Source organism: Hymenobacter segetis, assembly GCF_054776495.1.
The window spans coordinates 1,195,434-1,218,696 of record NZ_BAAHBV010000001.1; the positions used below are offsets into that span (position 1 = coordinate 1,195,434).

Here is a 23,263-nt window from a genome sequence, read left to right on the forward strand (position 1 = left end):
CAATAAGGATTGGGAGTGAGTTAAGGAAATGTGTATCAGCGGTGCTTGCCTGTGGCTTTGGGCAGCGGGGCCGGAAACAGCAGCTTGGCAAACCGCCCGGCGGCGTACTGCTGCTGAAACTGGGTTTTGAGGGCCGCCGTGGCGGGCGCGGCCGCATCGGCGGCCAGGGCGCTGGCGGCGTATCGGGCGGCCAGGGCATACTCGTCGGCGGCGTCTTCGGGGCCGGTGGCTTGGGCGAAGCAAGCGCTCAGGCCCTTGAAATCGTCGTAGCGCAGGTCGTGCAGCGTGCTGACTAAGGCGTTAAAAGTGGCCGGATTGTGCGCCGATAGGTTGGACACGACCGCGAAGTAGGTGTGGTCCTGCAAGTGTTGGCGCAGCTCAAACAGGCTCAGCTGCACCACGGCGTGCAGGTAGCCGTTTTGGGGCTGCTGGGGCAGCAGCTGCAAGGCCTCGAAAAGCGCATGGTCGTAGCAGTCGTAATCAAACCAGCTCTGGATAACTTCCAGCCGGCTGGCGGCGCGGATGCGGGCAAAATCGGGCAGGCTGGCCGGCTGCGGCCCCTCGGCTATCTGCCCCTTGGTCAGGGCCTGCACATAGCGCATCCGCTTGGCGCAGTCGGGGTGCGATTTCAGCGTATCGGTGGTTTCGAGAGCCGTCACCTCCTTCTGCACCGTGAAGATGGACGCGGGCTTAGCCAGCGCGGTGCCAAACTTTTTGGGGAAATCAGCGCAGCTGAAATACGTGGGCAGGGCCACGGGCGCGGGGTTTTCGGGCTCGTCGATGGTATCGAGCAGCTGCAATACGCGGTAGGCCTGCGGGGCCTCGTAGGAAGTGCGGGCCAGCAGCGCGTAGCCCAGCGAGTCGGCTTGCGTCTCGAACCGGCGGTGGTGGTAGTTGGCGTTGAGCGAAAAGCCCAGCGCCAGCGCCTTCACCTGCGAGCTGATGTTGTACTCGGCGTTGACGATGCGCCGGAACTCGCGCTTCAATTCCTTGCTGTGCAGGGCCATCAGGCGCTCCTGCATGCCGTTTTCCATGTGCCGGCAGGCTACGTGGGCCAGCTCGTGGCAGAGGATGAAGGCAAGCTGGCTTTCGTTTTCGAGGCGGGGCAGCAGGCCGATGTTGAGCATCACCGTGCCGTTGCCCACGGCGTGGGCGTTGGGCTCGGGGTTGCGGGTGAGCACCAGCCGGGCCGTGGCCGGCAGCTGGGGGTTGGCTTTCAGAATCTGCGCAAAAACGCGCTGCACAAAGGGCTCCACCACGGGGTCGAGCAGGGCCGAATAGCGGATGGAATTGAACACGTCGTCGGACGTTTCCTGCACCACTTTGCGGTAATGGTCGCGGAACTCGCCGTTGCCGGTTTTGGGCAGCACGAAATGCGCTTTCACGGCATTGCGCTGCGCCACGGCCAGCTGGTAGAGCCGGGTGGTATCGGGCGAATAGTACGGGCGGTAAGCCGCGTCCTGCGCAGCAGCCCGGTATGGGCCTAGCACGGTGAGGAACAGCAGGCAAAGAAGCCGGAGCGCAGTGGAAATGCGCGGGTTCGGGGTAGAGCGCAACATCGGAATATAATTGCCTCAAAGCTACCCGAACCGCTCAGACAATTCCTATTTTCTGAAATATTTTTTATTCACTTTGCACTATTCTTTTTTGAAGTCCTCCCATTCAGAAAGCATAAAACAAACAGCGGCTCCCTGTTGAGGAGCCGCTGTTGTCAAACATAGCCAGAACTGTTTCGGGGTCAGTGAAATGTAGGGGCGGGGCTTGCCCCCGCCCGGGCAACTGCGCCGCCTCAACATTTTCGTTCAACGTCCGGGCGGGGACAAGCCCCGCCCCTACATCGTTCAGGCGATACACCACCTCCGAAGCCGCGCTACAGCTTCAGCAGCTTCACGGTAGTCGTGCCGCTGGCCGTGCTGGCCCGCAGCAGGTAGACGCCCGCTGCGCCGGGCAGCGTCACGCTGAGGCGGCTGGCGGCGCTGGCAGCCACGGTTTGCCGCCACACCACGGCACCGAGTGCGTTGCTCACTTGCAGCGTGACCGGCTGGTTTTGGGCACCCTGAATTTCGATTTCGGCCCGGCCGCCGGGTACGGGGTTGCCAAAAACCTGCACTTGCAGGCCGGTAGCCGAGGCGGAACGGGTGGCCGTGATGGTGGGGCACTGCGTGGGTACGTCGGTCGACCAGTCGCTGGTGGCCATGTTGGTGAGGGTGCCGGGGTGGGCGTGGCCAGAGGCATCGGCGGCCGTGAGGGCGGGCGAGTCGTTGCACTTCCAGTAGGCGGCCAGGGCGGTGCTGGTGGCGGAAACACCGCAGGTGTTGGCGGCGATTTCGGCGGCGGTGAGGGCACGGGTCCAGGCGCGCACTTCGTCGAGGCGGCCGTCGAGGCCGCGCGAGGCGGCGTAGTTGCGGGCCAGCGTGAAGGGCGCGTTGGCGGTCAGGCTGCCGGTGGCGGCCAGGGAGTTATCGAGCACGCCGTTGACGTAGAGCTTCATTGTGGTACCGTCGTAGGTGCCCGCCAGGTGGGTCCACTGCCCGGCCGTGAGGCGCGTCACTGAAGCCAGCTTGCGGGTGCTGCCGCCAACCTGGGCCACAAACTGCACCTGGCTGGCATCAATGCCGGCATCGCCGAGGCGCAGCATCAGCGTATTCACGCCGCCATCTTCAATGCCCATCAGACTGGAAATGTAGGGAGAGGTGGTTTTAAACGCGTTGGGTTTCACCCAGCATTCGAGGCTGAAGGCCGCGCCGCTCATATTGATGATGCCGGCGTCGACGTACTTGCTCAGGCCATCGAAGCTGAGGGACGTGTTGGTGCCCGTGGGCGGGGCCGCGAGCACGGTGATGTAGGCCGGGCGGGTGAGCACGTTCTGGCCGGCCGCGCTGCTGGCCGTGAGCGTCACGGCGTAGGTGCCGGCCGTGGCGTAGGTGGCGGTGGCGTGCACCGCGGTGCTGCTGGTCTGCGTAGCGCCGGGCAGCGCCCAGGCGTAGCTGGTAGCGTTGGTGGACGAGTTGGCGAAGGTGACGGGCTGGCCGGTGAGCACGGTGGTGGCGGTGGCCGCGAAGTTGGCCACCGGAGCCACGGCGGCGGCCGTGCCGTTGTACAGTTTCAGCTTGCCCAGGTTGAAGCGGTAGGCCGTGAGGGCCGTAGCCGAGGTAGCCTGCACGCCGATGATGGCCAGCTCGCGGTTGGCATAGGCGGCCAGCGAAACGGTGGTGCTGGCCCACAGCGTATCGGCCAGGGCGGGCACGTTCACGTACTCGGGCGTGGTCAGGTTGTCGCTGAAATACAGGGCCAGGCGGGTGCTGCTGGCCCCGGCAGCCAGGCCTTTGTAGGTGAGGTCGAGGTTGGTGGTGGCGGTGATGGGCAGCTTGGTTTGGTAGAGCTTGACGGTGGTGCTGGCCCCGGCGGCCAGGCTGCCGGCCAGTTTCACGCTGGTGCCGCCGTACCAGGCGCGGCTGAAATCGAAGCCCGTGCTGATGGTAGTAGCGCCGGTTTTGGCCCACTGCCACGAGGGCAGGATGGCCTGCTTGGCCATATCGGTCCAGCCCTTCACGGCCACCGCGCCGTTGTTGGCGAAAATCTTGCCCTGGCCCACGCAGAAGTTGGTTTCAAAGGGCAAGCTGGTGATGGCGCAGCGCACCGGCTGGTAGTAGCCGAAGCCCTGCCAGCCGCTGGCATCGGCGGTGGTGATGTCGAGGTCATCGCCGGCGAAAAGGCGCACTTCGGTTTTGTAGAAGTTGGCGTAGTCGGCCGGGTTGCTGTTGAAGTTGTTCAGGCCGCCGTTGAAGGTGAGGTTGGGGGCGAACACGGCCAGCGAGGTGCGCGGGGTGGCGGGGCTGTTGCCGGTGTAGTAATTGCCCAGCCAGGTGGTGCTGCTGAACAACTGCTGGGGGTTGCGGCCCGGCCAGATATCGGCCCCGCTATACACATCAAACGGGCTGCGGCCGATGCTGGCGGCCGTGGTCACGGCGGTGTTGATGGCCGTGGTGCCCGACCAGAAATAGTTGGTGAACATCGCGTCGCTCACGCGGTCGGGGCCACTTTGCAGCAGCGGGGCGTTGCTGGTGTTCATCGTGTTCTGATACGACACCACGCCGCTGGGCAGCATCGAATCGTACCAGTGAATCTCCATGCCGGCGGGCCGGAGGGCTTGCAGCTGCTTGAGCAGGTTAATCAATTCGGTGGACTGGGCCGTGGTCAGGCGCGATTCCTCGTTGAAAAACCAGCCGTCGAAGCCGTAATAATTGGCCACGTCCACCAGCTTTTGCGCGCCGATGTAGTTGCCGGCCGCATCCTTCTGGGTGAGGGCGATGAAGCCCGGCCCATCGGTGAAAACGGTGCCGATAATCTTCACGCCGTTGCGGTGCGCGGCCTCCACCCACGGCCGGCACGGGATGCCGATGGGGCTGGCAAACCACGTCAGCACGTCGATATATTGCCAGTGCGTGAAGTTGTAGAGATTGAACTGGGGCTGCTCGTTGAGGTAGCCCACGAAGTTGTTCATGCCATCGGGGCACCAGTTCACTTTGGAACTGAAGCTCTGGGCGGGGTTGAGCTGGGGGGCCAGGGAGTTTTGGCGGGTGGCCAGGGGCACGGTGCTCACGTTGGCCGGCACGGCGGTGGGGCCGGTGGCGGTCCAGGTCATCAGCTGGGCTGGGGTGAGAGTGGTGTACTGGGCGGCCGGCTCAATCTGGGCCTGCGCGGCCAGGGTAGCCGCCAGCAGCACCAGCAGCAGGCAAAATCGGGAGTAGCAGTGTTTCATGGGGTGGTGATGGGGGTGGATGAGGAAAACCGGGGCCAGACAACCCCACGGCAAGGTAAAGCTCAACCACTCACGCCCCTACCCTGTCTCAGGATAAATTATTTCCCGACAGCCTTGCCATCAATCCACAAAAAAGCCCGTCGGAAGTAATCCGGCGGGCATTTCGGGTTTCAGCAGGGTCTAAGCTCTACCCTTAGCTACAGCCGCTTGCTCAGCAGCATCCCCGAATAGGCATACCCGTTGGCATTCATCCCCTGCAACGGCATCAAAGACACGCCATTGCGGCCGGCCACTTTGTGCAGCTGCGGCACCACCACGCCCATGGTCGCGCCCACGGCGTAGCCCACGAGGTTATCGGTGAGGAAATGCTTGCCCGCTTCGATGCGAAAATAGGCCACGGCGGCCGGCACCACAGCCGCCGCGCCCCACACGAAGGGCTCACCGGCATAGCCGGGGTTGAAATCGTGCATGACTTTGGCGGCGAAGAACGTGGCCGTGGCCGTGTGCCCGGTGTGCCCGGCAAAGAAGGAATTGGTGGCGATTTTGCCCGAGCGTCCGCCGTCGCCTTCGGGGCCGTAGAGGTAGGGCCGGTAGCGGTAGATGTTGCCCACCGAAGTGGTGAACAGGGCATCGGTGGCCAGCATGGTTTCGACGTAGAGGCCCAGCACCTGGCCGTAGTGGCTGCGCACGTCATCGTTGAGGGCTAGTAGCGCCGGCGCGATGGCCAGCGTAGGGTAGCAGATTAAGTCGCTGGCGGTCTGGGCGCTTTCGCTGTACCAGCCGGCCGAAAAGCGGTCGATTTTCGGCACATCGTTTTTATTGAGGGCGGCCAGTTGGGCATCGCTCAGGCCGCTTTTTTGCTGCACGCGGTACAGGCCGAAGGCACTCACCGCCCCCAGGCCCAGGATGACGGGGCCATCGACGGCGAAGCGGGTGTGGTAGGGCGAGCCGGCCCGGCTTTGGGCCGATGCCGTGGGGGCCGCAGCCGTCAGCAACGTGCCGGCCAGGGCGAGAGAGGCAAAAAACTTCATCTGAAAAAATCTGGTGATGAAGCCCGAAACGGAGAATCAGCGCGCAGGGTTAATGATGGCTGAGCTTTCTTTTTCGTTCGTTTCCAGTGCCCGGCCCCCTTTGACGTCACCAGCGTTTACAAATAAGACAGCCACCAGTGCGAGTGCCGCTGCTTGTAGCCCTGGTACCAGCGGCACGGCCAGTACAGCAGCAGTACCACCACCGCCCACACCACATACGCCCGCAGCAGACTGGGCTGGTAGCCCGCAGGCCAGTCCTTGGGCTGGGCAAAGGAGAAGTTGAAGGGCTTGCCGAATTGCAGCCACGTCCAGACCAGCGCGCCGCCGCTGATGAGGCAGAAATGCATCAGGTAATAACCCATGGGCACTTTGCCGTAGGTGCTCAGCCAGCGGGCCAGGCGGCCGGGCACGTCCTCAGTTACCGAGAGCAGCAGCAACGCCGTGCCCAGCGTGAGGCTCAGGAACAGAAGCGACGGCGGGTACTTCGTGATGTTGACGAAGGACAAGGCGGTATAGAAGGCCCCGCGTGGCTGGACGGCCCAGGGCTGCGGGTCGCCGTACAGGTTGCTGAACCGCAGCGCCACGAAGAATAGCAGCGCGCCCGCCCCAGCCAGCCGCAATCGCTGCTTGCGCGCCGGCAGCGGCAGCTGAAACCACGGGCCGATGCAGTAGCCCGCCGCCAGCACCGCCACCCAAGGCAGGATGGTGTAAGCCGCCAGCACGGGCAGCTTGGGCGTGAGCTGGTACAGAAATGGGCTGTCGTAAATGAGGGCCGGCAGCAGCGTGGCGGCCGTCACGGGCTGAATATTGGGCAGCGCGTTATGCCCCAAAATCACGGCCAGCGCCAGCGTGGCCGTCAGCCAGCGCGGCAGCCAGATGAAGCCGGCCAGCGCCACCATGCCCCAGCCTATCGACCAGATTACCTGAAGCAGAATCAGATTAAATGCGCCCCATTGCAGCAGGAAATTAACAATCACGATTTCCATGAAAATCAGCCACAGGCCCCGCGTGAGCAAAAACCGGCTCACCCGCCCCCGGTCGGCCTGCTTTTGCTGATAAAGGAACACGCTGGTGCCAGCCAGAAACACGAAGGTGGGCGCGCAGAAATGCGTAATCCAGCGCGTGAAAAACAGCGCCGTCGAGGCGTGGGCCACATCTTCGGGCCGTACGGCGGTGGGCGTCCAGAACTCGCGGATGTGGTCGAGGGCCATGATGACCATGGCCAGGCCGCGCACCACGTCGATGGCCTGCACGCGGGGCGTGGCGGCGCGGCCGGCAATTGGCTGGGGTGGATGGGTAGTAGTCAGCGGCATAGGCGGGTATTTTGGAGAAAGACGCAGCCAAGTTAGGAGATTTCCCGAAGCTTGCTAATAAAGGGCCAGCAACGGGCGGGCGGGTTTCCACGTTGCCCATGTTACGCTTCTCTCGTGCCCGTTTTCATGCGCTTTCGCCTTCTGTTTTTCCTGTTGCTGCTGGCCCCGGCCGCGCCGGCCGCCGCCTATTCGGTGCTCACCCACCAGGCCATTATCGACACGACCTGGGCCGACTGCATTGCCCCGCTGCTGCAACACCACTACCCCGGCGGCACGCCCCACGAGATGAACGAGGCCAAAAGCTACGCCTACGGTGGGGCCATTTTGCAGGACATGGGCTACTACCCGCTGGGCTCCACGTTCTTCACCAACCTTACGCACTACGTGCGCTCCGGCGACTTCGTGCGCAACCTGCTGCGCCAGGCCCGCAACCGCAACGAGTACGCCTTCGCGCTGGGCGCGCTGGCCCACTACGCCGCCGACAACACCGGCCACCCCGAAGGCACCAACCAGATTATCGCCACCGTTTACCCCGATTTGAAGGCGAAATTCGGCCCCATCATCACCTACGAGCAGGCCACCGTGCGGCATACCGAGCTGGAGTTTTCCTTCGATGTGGTGCAGGTGGCGGCCGGCCGTTACCGCAGCCAGACCTACCACAAGGCCATCGGCTTCCGGGTGAGCAAGCCGGTGATGGAGCGCGCCTTCCGGCAAACCTACGGGCTGGAAATGAAGCAGATTTTTTTCAACGTGAATGCCAGCGTGGCCATGTTCCGCTTCGCGGTGAACCAGCTGCTGCCGGCGGCGGCGCGGGCCGCCTGGCACCACAAGCACGACGAAATTCGGGAGCTGAGCCCGCGCGCCCGGCGCGGCGACTCGCTCTACCACAACAACCGCCGCCAGTACCGCCGCGAGTTTGGCCACGACTACGAGCGACCGGGCTTCGGCGCGCGCCTGATGGCGGGTGTGCTGAGCGTGCTGCCCAAAGTCGGCCCGCTGAAACCATATGCCTTCACCCTGACCGACGTGCCGGGAGCCCTGCAGTTTCACCGCAGCTACCGCGCTTCGCTGGCCCGGTTTTGCACCCTCACCAACGAGCAGCCCACCGACACCACCCGCACCCTAGCCCTGCCCGATACCAACCTCGACACCGGCCAGCCCACCCGCCCCACCGCCTACGCCCTGGCCGACCAGACCTACGGCCAGTTGCTGCGCAAGCTGCGTAAACGTAAGTTCGAGCACCTCACCCCCGCCCTGCGCCAGACCCTGCTCAGCTACTTCGCCAACGGCGTGCCCACCGCCGCCCAGGAAAAGGAGCACGACGACAACAGAAAAGAGAAAAAAGCCCAGAAGAAACTCCAGCAAACGCAGGCTGCCCTGGCTGCTTTGCAGGCGCGGCCCGCGTCCTAACCCAAGCCCCCTTTTCACCCATGGATATTCGGCCCCGCGACGACGCTCCACGCTGGCAGCGGGTCGCTTATCGCGTTATTTTTGAGTCGGATACCCGCGCCGGGCGGGCGTTTGACATCGTGCTGCTGGTGGCCGTGGTGCTCAGCGTGCTGGCCGTGATGCTGGAAAGCGTGCACGATATCGCGGTCCGGTACGGCCCCTTTTTGCGGGCCGTGGAGTGGGCGTTTACCGGGCTGTTTCTCATCGAATACGTGGTGCGGCTGCTGGTGGTGCGCCGGCCGCTGGCCTACGCGCTGAGCCTGCTCGGTATCATTGATTTTCTGGCCATTGTGCCCGCGCTGGCGGCGCTGGTGCTGGCGGGTAGTCACTACCTACTGGCCATTCGCACGCTGCGGCTGCTGCGGGTTTTCCGGATTTTCAAGCTGGGGCGCTTCGTGGGCGAGGGCGAGTTCATCGTGCAGGCGCTGAAGGCCAGCCGCTATAAAATCATGGTATTTCTCACGGCGGTGCTCACGCTGGTTGTCGTGGTGGGCACGCTGATGTACGTGGTGGAAGGCGGCCAGAACGGCTTCACCAGCATTCCGAAAAGCATTTATTGGGCCGTGGTGACGGTGACGACAGTGGGCTATGGCGACATTTCGCCCGTCACGGTGCTGGGCCAGACGCTGGCCTCGGTGCTCATGGTAATGGGCTACGCCATCATTGCCGTGCCCACGGGCATCGTGACAGCCCAGATGGCCATGCCGGCAAACTCAGCTAAGCCAGCCGCGCCCGTTGCGCCGGCCGCGCCCGCGTTCAAGCAGGCCGTTTGCCCCGCCTGCCAGGCCGACGGCCACCGGCCCGATGCGGCCTTCTGCTGGCACTGCGGGCAGCCGGTGTAGCATCGGCCAGGGCACCACAAACGCCGACGGCTAACCTTTCCGAGGCGGGCGCGGTACACCCTGCTCACCCGAAGGCGGCCCGGGCCGCCCGCGCAACTGGTAATTATGAACGAACCGCTGGCGCATCTCGTCTCGCATTTTCCCGATATTTTCACGGGTCTGGCCGTGCTGCTGGGCGGGCTGGCCGCCGGGCTGGTGGTCCGGTTCGTCATCTTCGCCGGGCTGCGGGCCTATGACCGGCGCGAGGATTCGGTCCTGGCCCGCTCCCTGGCGCGGCACTTGCGCATGGCCAGCGCGTGGTTTCTGCCGGTGCTGGCCATTTCGCTGCTGCTGCCGCTGGTGCCGCTGCCGCCCCGGCCGTTTGAGGTGCTGCGCCGCTTCATCGAGTTCACGCTGATTCTCACCTTCGCCTGGGGCCTGATTAAGACGCTGGATGTGTTTCAGGACCTGGTGCAGCTCCGCTACCAACTCGGCTCGCCCGATAATTTGCGCGTGCGCAAGCTCTTCACGCAGCTCCAGTTTCTGAAGAAGCTGGCGGCTTCGCTGGTAGCATTCGTGGCGGTGGGTTTAGTTTTGATGAGCTTTGAAACGGTGCGGCGGCTAGGGACGGGCCTGCTCACATCGGCCGGCATTGCCAGCGTGATTGTGGGCTTTGCGGCGCAGCGCTCCATCAGCAACTTGCTGGCGGGGTTTCAGATAGCCTTCACCCAGCCCATTCGCATTGATGATGTGCTGGTGGTGGAGGGCGAGTGGGGCCGCGTCGAGGAAATCACGTTTACCTACGTGGTGCTCAGCATCTGGGACGAGCGCCGGCTGGTGCTGCCGCTCAACTACTTTATTGAAAAGCCTTTCCAGAACTGGACGCGCACCAGCGCCCGCCTCACCGGCACCGTCTTCCTCCAAACCGACTACACCGTTCCCGTGGACGCCCTGCGCGCCGAACTACGCCGCCTGCTGGAAGCCACCCCACTCTGGGACGAGCGGGTGTGCGTGCTGCAAGTGACGGACTCCAAGGAGCGCACTCTGGAGCTGCGGGCGCTGGTGAGCGCGGCCAATGCGAGTGCGCTGTGGGACCTGCGCTGCGCCGTGCGCGAGGGGCTGGTGGCGTTTTTGCAGCGGAATTTTCCGGGGAGTTTGCCGCGCATGCGGGCCGAGGTGGACGGGCCGCCGGTGGTTGGCGCAACTGTTTAGCAGGCTGTAGCGCGGACTCTGCGAGTCCGCGTCTCCGCGCCGTTCAGATATCCGTATAGGACGCGGACTCGCAGAGTCCACGCTACGTTGCTATTGTGGTTTGGAGGCGGAAAAGGGCGCGTCAGCAGCGGCGGTGCCGCGGGTGGTGGCGGGCGCGGGCACCATATCAAAGTCCAGCGTAGCGCCTTGCTGCAAGGCAGCGTGGCTGAGCCAGTTGTGGCCGTAGGGCTGGCCATTGAATTTCAGCTGGCTGATGTAGCGGTTGGCGGCGCTGTTGGCGGGGGCGTTCAGCACCACGTCGTGGCCGTTTTCGAGGTGCAGGGTGGCTTTGGGGAAAAGGGGCGCGCCGAGCACGTATTGGTCCGAAGCGGGGCACACGGGGTAGAAGCCCAGGGCCGAAAACACGTACCAAGCCGAGGTTTGGCCGTTGTCTTCGTCGCCGCAGTAGCCGTCGGGCGTGGGGCGGTAGAGGCGGTTCATGGTTTCGCGGGCCCAATACTGGGTTTTCCAGGGCTGGGCGGCGTAGTTGTAGAGGTAGATGATGTGCTGGGCCGGCTGGTTGCCGTGGGCATATTGGCCCATATTGGCAATCTGCATTTCCCGGATTTCGTGGATTACCTCGCCGTAATACGCCTCATCGAAGATGGGCGGCAGGGTGAAAACCGAGTCCAGCGTGGCCAGGAAGGGCCGGGGGCCGCCCATCAGGTTCATTAGGCCCTGCACGTCGTGAAACACCGACCAGGTGTAGTGCCAGCTGTTGCCCTCGGTGAAGGCATCGCCCCACTTGAAGGGATTGAACGGCGTTTGGAAGGTGCCGTTCTGGTTACGGCCGCGCATCAGGCCACTCTGCTTGTCGAAGAGCTTGCGGTAGTTCTGGCTGCGCTGGGTGTAGAGGGCAATTTCCTTTTTGGGCCGTTTCAGGGCCGTGGCCAGCTGGGCAATGGCAAAATCGTCGTAGGCGTATTCGAGGGTGCGGGCGGCGCTTTCGTTGATTTTCACATCGTAGGGCACGTAGCCGAGCTTGTTGTAGTAGCTCACACCGGCGCGGCCCACGGCTTCAAGCGGGCCGGCATTGTTGGCCCCATGCGTCAGGGCCTGGTAGAGGGTGTTGATGTCATAGCCGCGCCCGCCTTTCAGGTAAGCCTCGGCCACTACGGAGGCGGAGTTGTTGCCCACCATGATGTTGCGGTAGCCGGGGCTGCCCCACTCCGGCAGCCAGCCGCCCTCGCGGTAGGCATTGGCCAGCCCGGCCTGGATTTCGGCATTTACCGACGGATACATCAGGTTCAGCAGCGGAAACAAGGCCCGGAAAGTGTCCCAAAACCCGGTATCGGTGTAGAGGAAACCGGGCTGCACCTGGCCATTATACGGGCTGTAGTGCACGGCCTGGCCGGCCGCGTCCAGCTCGTAGAACTTGCGCGGAAACAGGAGCGAACGATACAGGCAGGAATAAAATGTGCGCTGCTGCTCATCGGTGCCGCCTTGTATTTCGACCCGGCCCAGGGCTTTGTTCCAAGCGTCGCGGCCTTTTTGCTTCACGCTTTCGAAGTCGTCGGTCCCGATTTCCAGCAGGTTGCGCTCAGCCTGCTCCGCGCTGATGAACGAGGACGCCACGCGGGCCTGCACCTGCTCGCCCCGGCCGGTGCGGAAGCTGACCACCGCGCCCGCGTGGGCGGCGGTGAGCTCGGTGCCGGTACTGGTCAGGGTGTTATCGTTGACTAAGTGAGTGGCCGTGAATGGGCGGTCGAACTCAACGATGAAGTAGTTTTTGAAGTTGGCGGGCACGCCGCCCCGGTTTTTGGTGGTGTAGCCGATGATGCGGTTCTGGGCTGGCAGCATCTTCACGAAGGAGCCTTTGTCGAGGGCATCGAGCAGCACGTAGGCGCTGTCGGTTTTGGGGAAGGTGAAACGGAACCGGACGGCGCGCTCGGTGGGGGCCAGCTCGGTGGTGATGTTGTAATCGGCCAGGTACACGCTGTAGTAGTAGGGCCGGGCGGTTTCGGATTTGTGCGAAAACCAGCTGGCCCGCTCGTCCTCCCCCACCCTGATTTTGCCGGTGCCGGGCATGAGCACGAACTGCCCGTAGTCGTTCATCCAGGGCGAGGGCTGGTGCGTCTGCTTGAAGCCCCGGATTTTATCGGCCCCGTACTGGTAGGCCCAGCCGTTGCCCATTTTGCCGGTTTGGGGCATCCAGCAGTTCATGCCCCAGGGCCGCGAAATGGCGGGATATGTGTTGCCGTTCGAGAGGTCGGGCTTGGAATCGGTGCCCATGAGCGGGTTCACCAAATCGGCGGGCGCGAGGGTTTGGGCCGAGGATTGGGCGGAGCCGAGCAGCGCGAGCAGGAGAACCAGAAGTAGCCGAAGGGACATTGGCGGGCGGGAAAACGGTTTGATGCGCAAAGTAGCGCGGACTTTGTAGTCCGCGAGTTAGACTGTTCGACTCGCGGACTACAAAATCCGCGCTACTTCGCATCCGCCTTGTGCAGCAGGCGCACCACCAGGCCGGTCCAGCCGGTTTGGTGGCTGGCGCCGAGGCCGTGTCCGTCGTCGCCGTGGAAGTATTCGTGGAAGAGCAGGTTGTCCTGAAAGTGCGGGTCGGTCTGGTGGATTTCAGTATCGCCCATCGCCGGGCGGCGGCCGTTTTCATCCTTCAGGAAGAGGCGGGCGAGGCGGCCCGACAGCGCATCGGCCACCTGCGCCAGCGTGTGCAGCTGGCCCGAGCCGGTGGGATATTCTATCGTAAAGGCGTCGCCGTAGTAGGTGTGGTAGCGCTGGAGCGACTCGATAATCAGGTAATTGACCGGGAACCAGACCGGGCCGCGCCAGTTGGAATTGCCGCCGAACATGTCCGATTCCGCTTCGCCCGCCACGTAGGACACCGAGAAGCTGTCCTCGTCGGTGTGGTAGTGATAAGGGTTATCGAGATGGTAGCGGGAGAGCGAGCGGATGCCGAATTCGGAGAGGAATTCGGTCTCATCAAGCATGCGGGTGAGGACGCTGCGCAGGCGCTTGCGGCGCATGAGGCCCATGAGGTGGCGGGTTGCCTGGCCGGGCTCTTCCCAACGGCTCACCAGCTCGGCCAGGCGCGGGCGGCGCTTGATGAGGGCCAGGGCGCGGGCGTGGAATTCGGGCACGGTGGCGAGTAATTCATCGTCAATGACTTCGACCGCGAAGAGCGGGATGAGGCCGACCATGGAGCGGATGCGCAGACGGGTGCGCGAGTCGTCGGGGGCGTGGAGGACGTCGTAGTAGAACTTATCCTCCTCGTCCCAAAGGTTGAAATGGCCGCCTCCCCCGCGCGTCATGGCCTCGGCGATGTAGAGGAAATGCTCGAAGAACTTGGTAGCCATTTCCTGGTAGACGGGCGTGGTGCGGGCCAGCTCCAGGGCAATGCGCATGAGGTTGAGGGCGAACATGGCCATCCAGCTGGTGCCGTCAGATTGCTCGATTTTGCCGCCGGTAGGCAGCGGGGATGAGCGGTCGAACACGCCGATGTTGTCCATGCCCAGGAAGCCGCCTTCGAAGATGTTGCGCTCGTCGCGGTCCTTGCGGTTTACCCACCAGGTGAAGGTCATGACCAGCTTCTGGAACACGGCTTCGAGGAAGGCGGTGTCGCCCTGGCCCTCGTGCAGCTTGCGGTCCATCTGGTACACGCGCCAGGTGGCCCAGGCGTGCACGGGCGCGTTCACGTCCTCGAATTTCCACTCGTAGGCGGGCATCTGGCCGTTGGGGTGCAGGTAGCCGTCCTGGCAGAGCAGGCGGAGCTGCTGCTTAGCAAAATCGGCATCGACCATGGCCAGCGGCAGGCAGTGGAAGGCCAGGTCCCAGGCGGCGTACCAAGGGTACTCCCACTTGTCGGGCATCGAAACGATGTCGGCATTGTGCAGGTGCCGCCAGGTGGAGTTGCGGCCTTCGAGGCGCTCGGCGGGCGGCGTGGCGCGGGCGGGGTCGCCGTCGAGCCACTGGCTGACGTCGTAGTAATAATACTGCTTGCTCCAAAGCATGCCGGCGAAGGCCTGGCGCTGCACGTTGCGGGCGTCGGCGTTGGTGAGGCCTTCCTGGATGCAGTCGTAGAACTCGTCGGCCTCGAAGCGGCGGGTATTGAAGAGGTGGTCGAAATCGGCAAACGGTTCGGCGTGCTCGGGCTGGCTGAGGCGCAGGCGCACGGTTTGGGGCTGGCCGGGGGCTACCATGAATTGGTAGCGGGCGGCGGCCTTGGTGCCGTGCTGGGCGGGGTTTACGGCAGTTTTCTGGCCTTCAACTATGTATTCGTTGATGCCGTCTTTGAAGTAGCGGCCGGCCTTGTTCTTCTTCTTGCGCTTCTTGCCGAAGAGCGTGGGGCTGGTTTCGTTTTCGCAGAAAAGCAGTTCGGCGGGCTGGTCGCAATAGAGCTGGAAGCGGCCCAGGTCCTGATGCTCGGCTGCCATGGCATCGGGCTGGGTGCGGCGGATTTCGGGGCGGTGGTCGTCGTAGCCCAGCGTCCAGGTGTTGCGAAACCAGAGCTGGGGCAGCACCGTGAGCGGGGCGGCTTCGGGGCCGCGGTTGTGGATGGTGAGCTGGACGAGGATGTCCTGGGGGCCGGCTTTGGCGTATTCGATGAAGACGTCGAAGTAGCGGCTTTCGGCGAAGATGCCGGTGTCGAAGAGTTCGAATTCGGGGTCCTGGCGGGTGCGGGCGGCATTTTCGGCCCGCAATTCTTCGTAGGGAAAAGCGGCTTGCGGGTACTTGTACAGCATCCGCATGTAGGAGTGCGTGGGGGTGCTGTCGAGGTAGTAGTACTGCTCTTTTACGTCCTCGCCGTGGTTGCCCTGGCCGTTGGTGAGGCCGAAAAGGCGCTCCTTGAGCTGGTTGTCGTGGCCGTTCCAGAGGCCGATGGCGAAGCAGAGGCGCTGCTGGTCGTCACTCAGGCCGCCGAGGCCTTCCTCGCCCCAGCGGTAGGCGTAGGCGCGGGCGTGGTCGTGGGTGATGTAGTTCCAGGCGTCGCCGTTGGCGCTGTAGTCTTCGCGCACGGTGCCCCACTGGCGCTCGGTGAGGTAGGGGCCAAATTGCTTCCAGTCGGTGGTTTTGGCGCGGGCTTCGGCCAATCGTATTTGTTCTTGCATAGCGGGTCGGGGCGAGCAGGGCCAAGCGCGAAAAACGCGGCGCGGGCGCTGCTGGCGTGGTTAGCGGGAAATTGGGCTTACGGGATTAGGCGGGCGAGGGGCCATGTAGCGCGGACTTTTAGTCCGCATCTGGCAGCTACCACTCGCGGACTAACAGTCCGCGCTACAGCGCCCGCGTCAGCCGGATGCCGCCGTACGCGTAGCCGTTCAGATTCAGCCCCTGCACGGGCACCATGGATATACCCGTGCCATGCAGCTTCTTATAAAAATGCAGCGCCACGAGGCCCACCGCCGCCCCTACCCCCACACCCACGGCCGAATCGGTGAAGCGCTGCGGGGGCACATTGGCGGGGTCGAAAACCGTGTCGTTGCGGTGCAGGCGGGGCACTACTACACCCACGGTGGCCCCCACGGCGTAGCCCACGAGGTTATCGGTGAGGAAGTGCTTGCCAGCCCGGATGCGGAAGTAGGCTACCACGGCGGGCGCGGCGGCGGCCACGCCCCACACGTAGGGCTCGGCTTTGGAGCCGGGGTTGAAATCGTGAAAAACCTGGGCGGCGAAGAAGGTGGCGGTGGCCGTGTGGGCGGTGTGCCCGCCAAAAAACGAATCGGTGGCGACGGGGCCGTGGCGCAGCTCGCCGCCCTCGGGGCCGTAGAGGTAGGGACGGTAGCGGTACACCGTCCCCACGGTGAGGGTGAAGAGGGCGGCGGTGCTGCTCATGGTTTCGAGGTAGAGGCCGGCCACCTGCCCGTAGCGGCCGTGCACGTTGGGCTGGAAGGCCAGCAGGGCGGGCACCAGCGCCAGGGTGCCGTAGCAAAAACCGTCGCTGATGAGCTGGGCGCGGGGGCTGAACCGGCCGGCCGAAAACCGGTCGATGGCCGGGATATTGGCGGGGTCGAGGGCGGCCAGGTCGGCATCGGTGGCGGTGCGCTTGTGCTGCACCAGCAGCAGCCCGGTGCCGCTGAGGCCCAGCAGCCCGGCCGTGAGGGGGGCTTCCACGGCGAAGCGGGTGGTGTAGGGCGAGGGGGCCTGCTGGGCGCGGGCGGCGGGGCCGGCGCTCAGCCACAAGGCCCCGGCGAGCAGCAGCGGCGGGCAATGCTTCATGGGGCGAAGGTGGGGCGGAAATGGTGGGTTTCGGAGTTGGGGTGCCGTAGCGCGAACTTTTAGTTCGCGTACCAGAACGAGCGAGCGGCGCGGGGAAGCGAACTAAAAGTTCGCGCTACGGCGCGCGGCGCGCCCGTTGCGGCGGCTTCAAAACATGCCGAATTTCTAAAACATGGCAAATACGCGCAACATGGCAAACACGAAAAACAGGGCCTATGGAGCGGTTTGCGGGTCGTATGCGGCGGTTTGCGGGGCCTATAAAGCGGTTTGCGGGCCGTATGCGACGATTTGCGGGGCCTATGCGGCGGTTCGCGGGGTCTATGCAGCGGTTTGCGGGGTGTATAAATGGGTTCGCGGGGCGTATGCGGGCATTTACATGGTGTGACAAGGGATTTGCGGGGCAAAAACGGGGGGTGGCAAGGGCGCAGGGCTTGGTTTTTATTCCACTACATTTAAGGCGGTTACGCTACACAGGCGTAGCTGTTAACTACCAGTGGAAGAATGTCAAAAACTACCTCAGAGACAGCGCGGCTGTTTCGGTGCCGGCTCGAAGAGCTGGGACCTCTCAACGACATGGTGAGCGCCATGTTCAAAACCAATCAGGACGAATTCGGCAAGGCTTCGCCCGACTATGCCGATAAGGACTACCTCAAGGGCTGGGATGCCCGGAAGGCGGACTTCGCGGAGCTGGTGCCTACGGGCGTGCATCGGGCCACCGATAAGGACGTGACCAAAACCATGGCGCAGGTGGCGAAAAGCCTGCGCGACCCGCTCAACTACCTGGACCTGCGCCTGAAGCGGGCGACCAAAAAGGGCGGGCTCACGGCCAGCGCCGCCGATTTCGGGCTGGGCAAGGTGCGCTCCGAAATCTCGACCCGCGACATGGAAGGCCTCGATGGGGCGCTGGGCCACTTGCTGCAACTGGTGCAACAGCCGGCCAACCTGGCGGCCCTCACCACCCAGGGCCACACCACTGACGACACGCAGGCCCTCGTGGATGCGCGCAAGCAGCTCGGCGCCTTCAACACGGACCAGAACACCAACCAGAACGCGGCCCTCGAACTCACGGATGAGAACATCAAGGCCGGCAACGCCCTCTGGGAGTACGTGGTGGACGTGCTGGGCACGGGCGCGCTGATGTATAAGGAAAAGCAGCCGAAGAAGGCGAAGACGTTTTCGATGGCGACGCTGCTCAAGCGGATTCGGAAAGAGAACGGCGGCGCGGGGGATGTGAAGGCGGGGTAGGTTTGGTTGGGATGGAAAAGGGACGGCCCCGCTGCGTGTGCAGCGGGGCCGTTTTTGGTTATGTTGGGTTGTAAAGCAGATTGCCCATAGGCTCCTGCACTGAGATGAAACTTACTAATTATTCGTTAGTGTATCAATTCTAACTGACTTCAAAATAGTGTAGGCACGTTTTTCAAAATTGCGACTGTCATTGTTTTTGCGTTCAAATACAAATGCAATACGCCACCATATGTGAGCTTGCCGGAATTCCGTCGTAGCCGTGAGTTGTTCGTATGGTTCACAAAACAAATGCCCCGGCCCTATACGGCTGCTGATGGCAAAGTCGCATCTATTGATTATCTCTCTTCGGTTTATTCTCCACACCGATTTTGCAGGGCAAATCATGCTGTCGCGTGTGTCAATATCACGGGCTATTTTAGCTAATTCCGACGTGGTCCACAAGCGGCTGTCGTAGGCTATATGAGGTTGAATTGTTAATCTATCCAGCGTATCCTGACAATAACTGCCGGCTTTTTTAATCCAACCGCTTTCTTTTAACAGACACCCTCTTGAATTTGTAAACCTATATTTTAGTTGGTCTGATTCTGAATTATCTGACCTGTCAATCCAAGTTAATTAAAGTATCATACTCTACCGGCACATACAATTTAAGTGTACAAGATGGCCAAGGGCGGTGGTCATCCTGTTTAAAAACGACATGGCGCAGAGTGAAACCAACTGGGATTTCGGGTTCGCGCTTCGAGCAAGCTGATAGCCCGAACGAGAGAACCAAAACCAGAATCCGTAGTTGAATCGAAGGAAGCATAGCGTAAAGTTGGGCTGGCCTTTGCACGCCCTACGCTGGGCTAACTCACAGCCGGCTTCAGTACAGCAAAATTTAACAACAGTCAATGATACTGGTGCGGCGCAAGCTACACCAGTATCTCAAGAAGCAGCTACTGGGAACGGGCGAAAGGCGGGCCGGGGTAGCAAAATGCTGCTGGTAGCTGCCGGGGCTATTGCATTGGGCACAAAAAAACGCCATGCCGGGCGTTGCCGGGGCATGGCGTTTTGGGTTGGCCGGTTATTTGGCAGGGGGCTATTTCAGCTGGATGCCTTGGGCGGCCATAGCTGCTTCCGTCTTGGCGTGGTTGGCCAAGTACTCGGCGTGCTGGGCCTCGGTGCGCTTCGTGCCCAGGCTGGCGAAATGCTCGCGCAGCTTGTCGGCGGGCAGGTCGGCCCCGTAGGACGGGGTGCCGGGCTGCTGCCGCCACGACTCGTGCAGGGTGCCGTCGTCCACAGCGTCGAAGCCCAGCTCTTCTACCAGGGCCATTACTTTCTGCTTGGCGGCGGGCTCGTCGCCGGCCACGGGCAGGGCAATGCGGCCGGGCGTGCCAGCGGGTACACCCTTGTTTTGGAGGTGGTCGGCGTAGATGTTGTTGAACACCTTCACCACCGGACGGCCCAGGTGCTGCTGCACCCACTCGCTTTCGGTGAGGTCGCCGGTTTCGAGCTCGGCAATTTTGCCGTCGCGCAGCATGGGGTAGTAGTTACTCGTGTCGATTACGGGCACGTCGGCGGGCACGCCGGCGAACAGGTCTTTGGGCAGGTCGGGGATGTTTTTCAGCGGGATGGTGACCACGATGAGGTCAGCGCCCTTGGCGGCTTCTTCGGCCGTGACGGGGGTAGCGCCGGTTTTCTGGGCTACGTCGCCCAGGGTTTCGGGGCCGCGCGAGTTGGCGATTTTAACCGAGTGGCCGAGGCTGGTGAGCCGCACGGCGAGGGCGCTGCCGATGTGGCCGGCTCCGATGATTCCAATGTTCATACTGCGAAAGTTTAAGCGTGTGGGGCGGTAGCGATTTGCGGCCGCAGGTAGCTTAACAGTTTCGGGGGCGAGTTTGCTTTTTTTCGGTGGGCGTTTGCTGGAGCGGACGCGACAGTTGAAGCCGACTAGAAAGGCGAAGAGCCTGTCATCCTGAGCGCAGCGAAGGACCTTATCACGTCTGAACTACTTGCTCTTGCGTGATAAGGTCCTTCGCTGCGCTCAGGATGACAGGCTTTTCCTCCCGTCGATAATTCCCCGCTCCTACTTCAGCCCCGGAATCTTCGCGCCGCGCTCGCGGGCTACGTCCTGGGCCAGCTCGTAGCCGGCATCGGCGTGGCGGAAGATGCCCATGCCGGGGTCGGTGGTGAGGACGCGGCGCAGGCGTTCGGCTTTTTCGGGGGTTCCTGTCGCTACTATCACCATGCCGGAGTGGGTGGAGTTGCCGATGCCCACGCCGCCGCCGTTGTGCAGGCTCACCCAGTCGGCGCCGCTGGCGCAGTTGGCCAGGGCGTTGAGCAGGGGCCAGTCGGCCACGGCATCGGAGCCGTCCTTCATGCCTTCGGTTTCGCGGTTGGGCGAGGCCACGGAGCCGCAGTCGAGGTGGTCGCGGCCGATGACGATGGGAGCCGAGACTTCGCCCCGCGCCACGAGGTCGTTGATGACGAGGCCGAACTTCTCGCGCTCGCCGTAGCCGAGCCAGCACACGCGGGCCGGCAGGCCGATGAAGGGCACTTTGGCCTGGGCCTTTTCAATCCAGCGGGCCAGGAGCTTGTTGTCGGGGAAGGTTTCGAGCAGGGCGCGGTCGATGCGCAGAATGTCCTGCGGGTCGCCCGATAGGGCGGCCCAGCGGAAGGGTCCTTTGCCCTCGCAGAAGAGCGGGCGGATATAGCCAGGCACGAAGCCGGGATACAGGAAATGACCGTTTTCGTCGCGCACGTTCAGGCCGCCTTTTTCGGCCTGGCCGCGCAGGTTGTTGCCGTAGTCTACGGCGATGGTGCCGCGCTTCTGCATCTCCAGAATGGCCTCGACATGCTTCACGATGGACGCCAGGGCTTGGCGTTTGAACTCGTCGGGGTTGGCTTCGCGCAGGGCCAGCACCTCCCCTATTTCGCCTTCGGGGATGTAGTCCATCAGGTCGTGGGCCGAGGTTTGGTCGGTCACGATTTCGGCGTTGAAGCCTAATTCCAGCAGGCGGGGCAGGATGGTGGCGGCGTTGCCGGTGAGGCCCACGGACCAGCCTTTGCCGTCGGCTTTGGCGCGTTCGCACAGCTCCAGGGCGTGGGTGAGGTCGCGGGCCTGCTCGTCTACGTAGCCTTCGCGCACTTTCTGCTTCACCCGCTCGTCGATGGGCTCGATGACAAGGCAGACGCCGTCGTTCATGGTCACGGCCAGGGGCTGCGCGCCGCTCATGCCGCCCAGGCCGGCCGTGAGGGTGATAGTGCCGCGCAGGCTGCCGCCAAAATGCTGGTCGGCCATGGCGGCAAATGTCTCATACGTGCCCTGCAAAATGCCCTGGGTGGCGATGTAAATCCAAGAGCCGGCCGTCATCTGGCCGTACATCATCAGGCCCATTTTGTCGAGCTCGTCGAAGTATTCCTGGGTGCTCCAGGCGGGCACGAGGTTGGAGTTAGCAATAAGCACGCGCGGGGCGTGGGGCCAAGTTTTGAGCACGCCCACGGCCTTGCCCGACTGCACGAGCATGGTTTCGTCGGCTTCCAGCTCCTTGAGGGTTTTGACGATGGTTTGGTATTCCTTCCAGTTGCGGGCGGCGCGGCCGGCACCGCCGTACACGATTAGCTCGTCATAAACCAGCGAAACTGCGGGGTCGAGGTTGTTTTCCAGCATGCGCAGGGCGGCTTCGGCTTCCCAAGTTTTGCAGCGGAGCGTGGTGCCGTGGGCCGCTTTCACGGTTTCTTCGGGCTTGAACTCGTAGAACATCGGGCGCTTGCCGTCGTGCTTTGGTGCAGGTGCGCCGGTGGCAGTGGAAAGGGAGTTGGCTTCGAGGTTTAGCTCGGGCGTGGCGATTTCGGCGGGGGTGAAAGAAGACATGGGAATTGGGGGATTTGGGTGGTGCGGCGAAGATAGGAAAGTGCCGAGTAGCAGCGCTGCTCCCCAACCGCAGTTTTTCCACCCGGCATTTTCTCACCGACCAATTATTACCGCTTCCCGGCTAGCTAATGCCGTTACTATGGCCGCTTTTTACAGCAGCCGGGCGGCTAGTAGTACGTGTATTTCACCTCATACACGTTGAGTTGATTATAGGAGCGGTTATCGGTTTTGCGAAGGAGCAGGCCGTTGGCTCCGTACTCATACTCGGTGTAAATGGGGCGAAGCAGGCGCTCATCCACTGTCTTTCCCGGTTGCACCTGCAATAGCTGCTCCTGCCGCTTCACGCGGCCATCCGGCAGGCGGGTGTAGCGGGTGGTGAAGCTGCTAAATGGACTGTCGGAAACGGTCATCAGGGAGCCGGCGCCGGGTTGCGCCTGGCGCTCGGCACGGCGGGGCTCAAACAGGGAAATGCTTTGGATGAGCTGGCCGCGCTGGTCGTATTCGTTGCGGGTATCGGGAATGCAGCGCCCGCGCTGCTGCCGGCTCAGCCGTAGCACGGCGGCGGGCACCACCGGCTTGGCCAATGCGCCCGCTTGCGGCTGGGAATAGTTGATATGCCCATTTTCAATGGTTTTTCCGTGCCGGCTAATGATGTAGATAGCCGAGAAATCAACAGGCTCATCGGACTGGTTATAGCCAATGGATTCCAGGCGGAGGGTATCGCCGCCCGTGGGATACATCAGCGAAAGCAGCCGGTGCGTCTCGTTCGCTTTCAGCCCGGGGATGGGGTTAAAAATAGCCTCGGTCACGGTGGTATCACCGCGCCGGTACTCCTGCGCCTGCTGCCATAAAACCGGCGCTGAATTCTGAACCGTGAGGTAGGAGGTGTTCACCTTCGTTTGGGCATCGTACACAATGCGGGTGCTGACGGGGAACGACGGCACGGCGGTGAGCACCAATTCGACCTGCCGGCTGTGCTTGTCGAAGCGTTGCAGGCGGCTTTGCCCGCCGTGGGCCTGGTCGATGCGAATTTTATTGCCACGCCGGTCCAGCTCAAAATGCTCGCTGGTGTCGGGGCCAAATCCATCGATTTGCCGTACCACAGTCACTGTCCGCACCCGATTACGAGCAAAAATCCGGCGGTCAAGCGAGTCTTCTGCTGACACCAGCTGCGGCACTTTATTTATCGACGCGAACAGCGGAATACTGACGGGATTACTGATTGTCAGCCGGGCACTGCCGCCGCGTGCGGCCGGGGCCTGCGCTACCGCAGCCCTCACACTGAGCAACAATGGGGAAAACAGGAAAGCAGTCAGCAAATTTTTCATTACGGGTAGCGTAAAGTTGCCCGCAAATAACATCACAATCAC

Annotated in this window: 13 protein-coding genes and 1 pseudogene; 4 read left to right on the forward strand and 10 right to left on the reverse strand. The window is 62.9% G+C overall.

The features are described 5' to 3' along the window. Positions 1–35: 35 nt before the first annotated feature. The 4 genes from ACYU70_RS05140 to ACYU70_RS05155 all read right to left on the reverse strand — a co-directional run bounded on the left by ACYU70_RS05140 (position 36) and on the right by ACYU70_RS05155 (position 7,106). Complete coding sequence (locus ACYU70_RS05140) at positions 36–1,559, reverse strand: M48 family metallopeptidase (RefSeq protein WP_342299230.1); 1,524 nt, start codon at positions 1,557–1,559, stop codon at positions 36–38. 311 nt (positions 1,560–1,870) lie between these two features. Continuing rightward, positions 1,871–4,762 carry an endo-beta-N-acetylglucosaminidase gene (locus ACYU70_RS05145; protein ID WP_342299232.1) on the reverse strand — a complete coding sequence of 964 codons (2,892 nt, stop codon included), beginning with the start codon at positions 4,760–4,762 and terminating at the stop codon, positions 1,871–1,873. Positions 4,763–4,959: 197 nt separating this feature from the next. Continuing rightward, on the reverse strand, positions 4,960–5,793 hold the full coding sequence (locus tag ACYU70_RS05150; protein WP_342299234.1) for a phosphatase PAP2 family protein: 834 nt from the start codon (positions 5,791–5,793) through the stop codon (positions 4,960–4,962). Between the two features lie 116 nt (positions 5,794–5,909). Next, on the reverse strand, positions 5,910–7,106 hold the full coding sequence (locus ACYU70_RS05155) for a DUF1624 domain-containing protein (RefSeq protein WP_342299236.1): 1,197 nt from the start codon (positions 7,104–7,106) through the stop codon (positions 5,910–5,912). Positions 7,107–7,232: 126 nt separating this feature from the next. Between ACYU70_RS05155 and ACYU70_RS05160 the strand changes: the two genes are divergently transcribed. The 3 genes from ACYU70_RS05160 to ACYU70_RS05170 all read left to right on the forward strand — a co-directional run bounded on the left by ACYU70_RS05160 (position 7,233) and on the right by ACYU70_RS05170 (position 10,588). Further along, a complete protein-coding gene (locus ACYU70_RS05160) occupies positions 7,233–8,516 on the forward strand; it encodes a zinc dependent phospholipase C family protein (RefSeq protein ID WP_342299238.1) in 1,284 nt (427 codons plus the stop codon). A gap of 20 nt (positions 8,517–8,536) precedes the next feature. After that, on the forward strand, positions 8,537–9,397 hold the full coding sequence (locus tag ACYU70_RS05165; RefSeq protein WP_342299240.1) for an ion transporter: 861 nt from the start codon (positions 8,537–8,539) through the stop codon (positions 9,395–9,397). A gap of 105 nt (positions 9,398–9,502) precedes the next feature. Then, a complete protein-coding gene (locus tag ACYU70_RS05170; protein WP_342299242.1) occupies positions 9,503–10,588 on the forward strand; it encodes a mechanosensitive ion channel family protein in 1,086 nt (361 codons plus the stop codon). A 90-nt stretch (positions 10,589–10,678) separates the two neighbouring features. On the opposite strand, the gene ACYU70_RS05175 is transcribed toward ACYU70_RS05170, so the two are convergent. The 3 genes from ACYU70_RS05175 to ACYU70_RS05185 all read right to left on the reverse strand — a co-directional run bounded on the left by ACYU70_RS05175 (position 10,679) and on the right by ACYU70_RS05185 (position 16,795). After that, entirely contained in the window at positions 10,679–12,958 is a 2,280-nt protein-coding gene (locus ACYU70_RS05175; protein ID WP_342299244.1) for a GH92 family glycosyl hydrolase, read from the reverse strand. A gap of 92 nt (positions 12,959–13,050) precedes the next feature. Further along, positions 13,051–15,690, reverse strand: a complete 2,640-nt coding sequence (locus ACYU70_RS05180; RefSeq protein ID WP_460615909.1) for a glucosidase family protein — start codon at positions 15,688–15,690, stop codon at positions 13,051–13,053. Positions 15,691–15,853: 163 nt separating this feature from the next. Then, positions 15,854–16,795, reverse strand: a complete 942-nt coding sequence (locus ACYU70_RS05185) for a phosphatase PAP2 family protein (protein ID WP_342301060.1) — start codon at positions 16,793–16,795, stop codon at positions 15,854–15,856. A 501-nt stretch (positions 16,796–17,296) separates the two neighbouring features. On the opposite strand from ACYU70_RS05185, the gene ACYU70_RS05190 reads away from it, so the two are divergent. After that, entirely contained in the window at positions 17,297–18,040 is a 744-nt protein-coding gene (locus tag ACYU70_RS05190; protein WP_342301059.1) for a hypothetical protein, read from the forward strand. A gap of 1,078 nt (positions 18,041–19,118) precedes the next feature. Here ACYU70_RS05190 and ACYU70_RS05195 read toward each other — a convergent pair. From ACYU70_RS05195 to ACYU70_RS05205, 3 genes and pseudogenes are all read right to left on the reverse strand, one after another. After that, positions 19,119–19,850, reverse strand: a pseudogene (locus ACYU70_RS05195) (NADPH-dependent F420 reductase); the annotation flags it as partial. 255 nt (positions 19,851–20,105) lie between these two features. Next, positions 20,106–21,893, reverse strand: coding sequence for a urocanate hydratase (gene hutU, locus ACYU70_RS05200; protein WP_342301058.1), 1,788 nt, complete (start codon positions 21,891–21,893; stop codon positions 20,106–20,108). A gap of 167 nt (positions 21,894–22,060) precedes the next feature. Further along, a complete protein-coding gene (locus tag ACYU70_RS05205; RefSeq protein WP_460615910.1) occupies positions 22,061–23,221 on the reverse strand; it encodes a hypothetical protein in 1,161 nt (386 codons plus the stop codon). Positions 23,222–23,263: the final 42 nt, after the last annotated feature.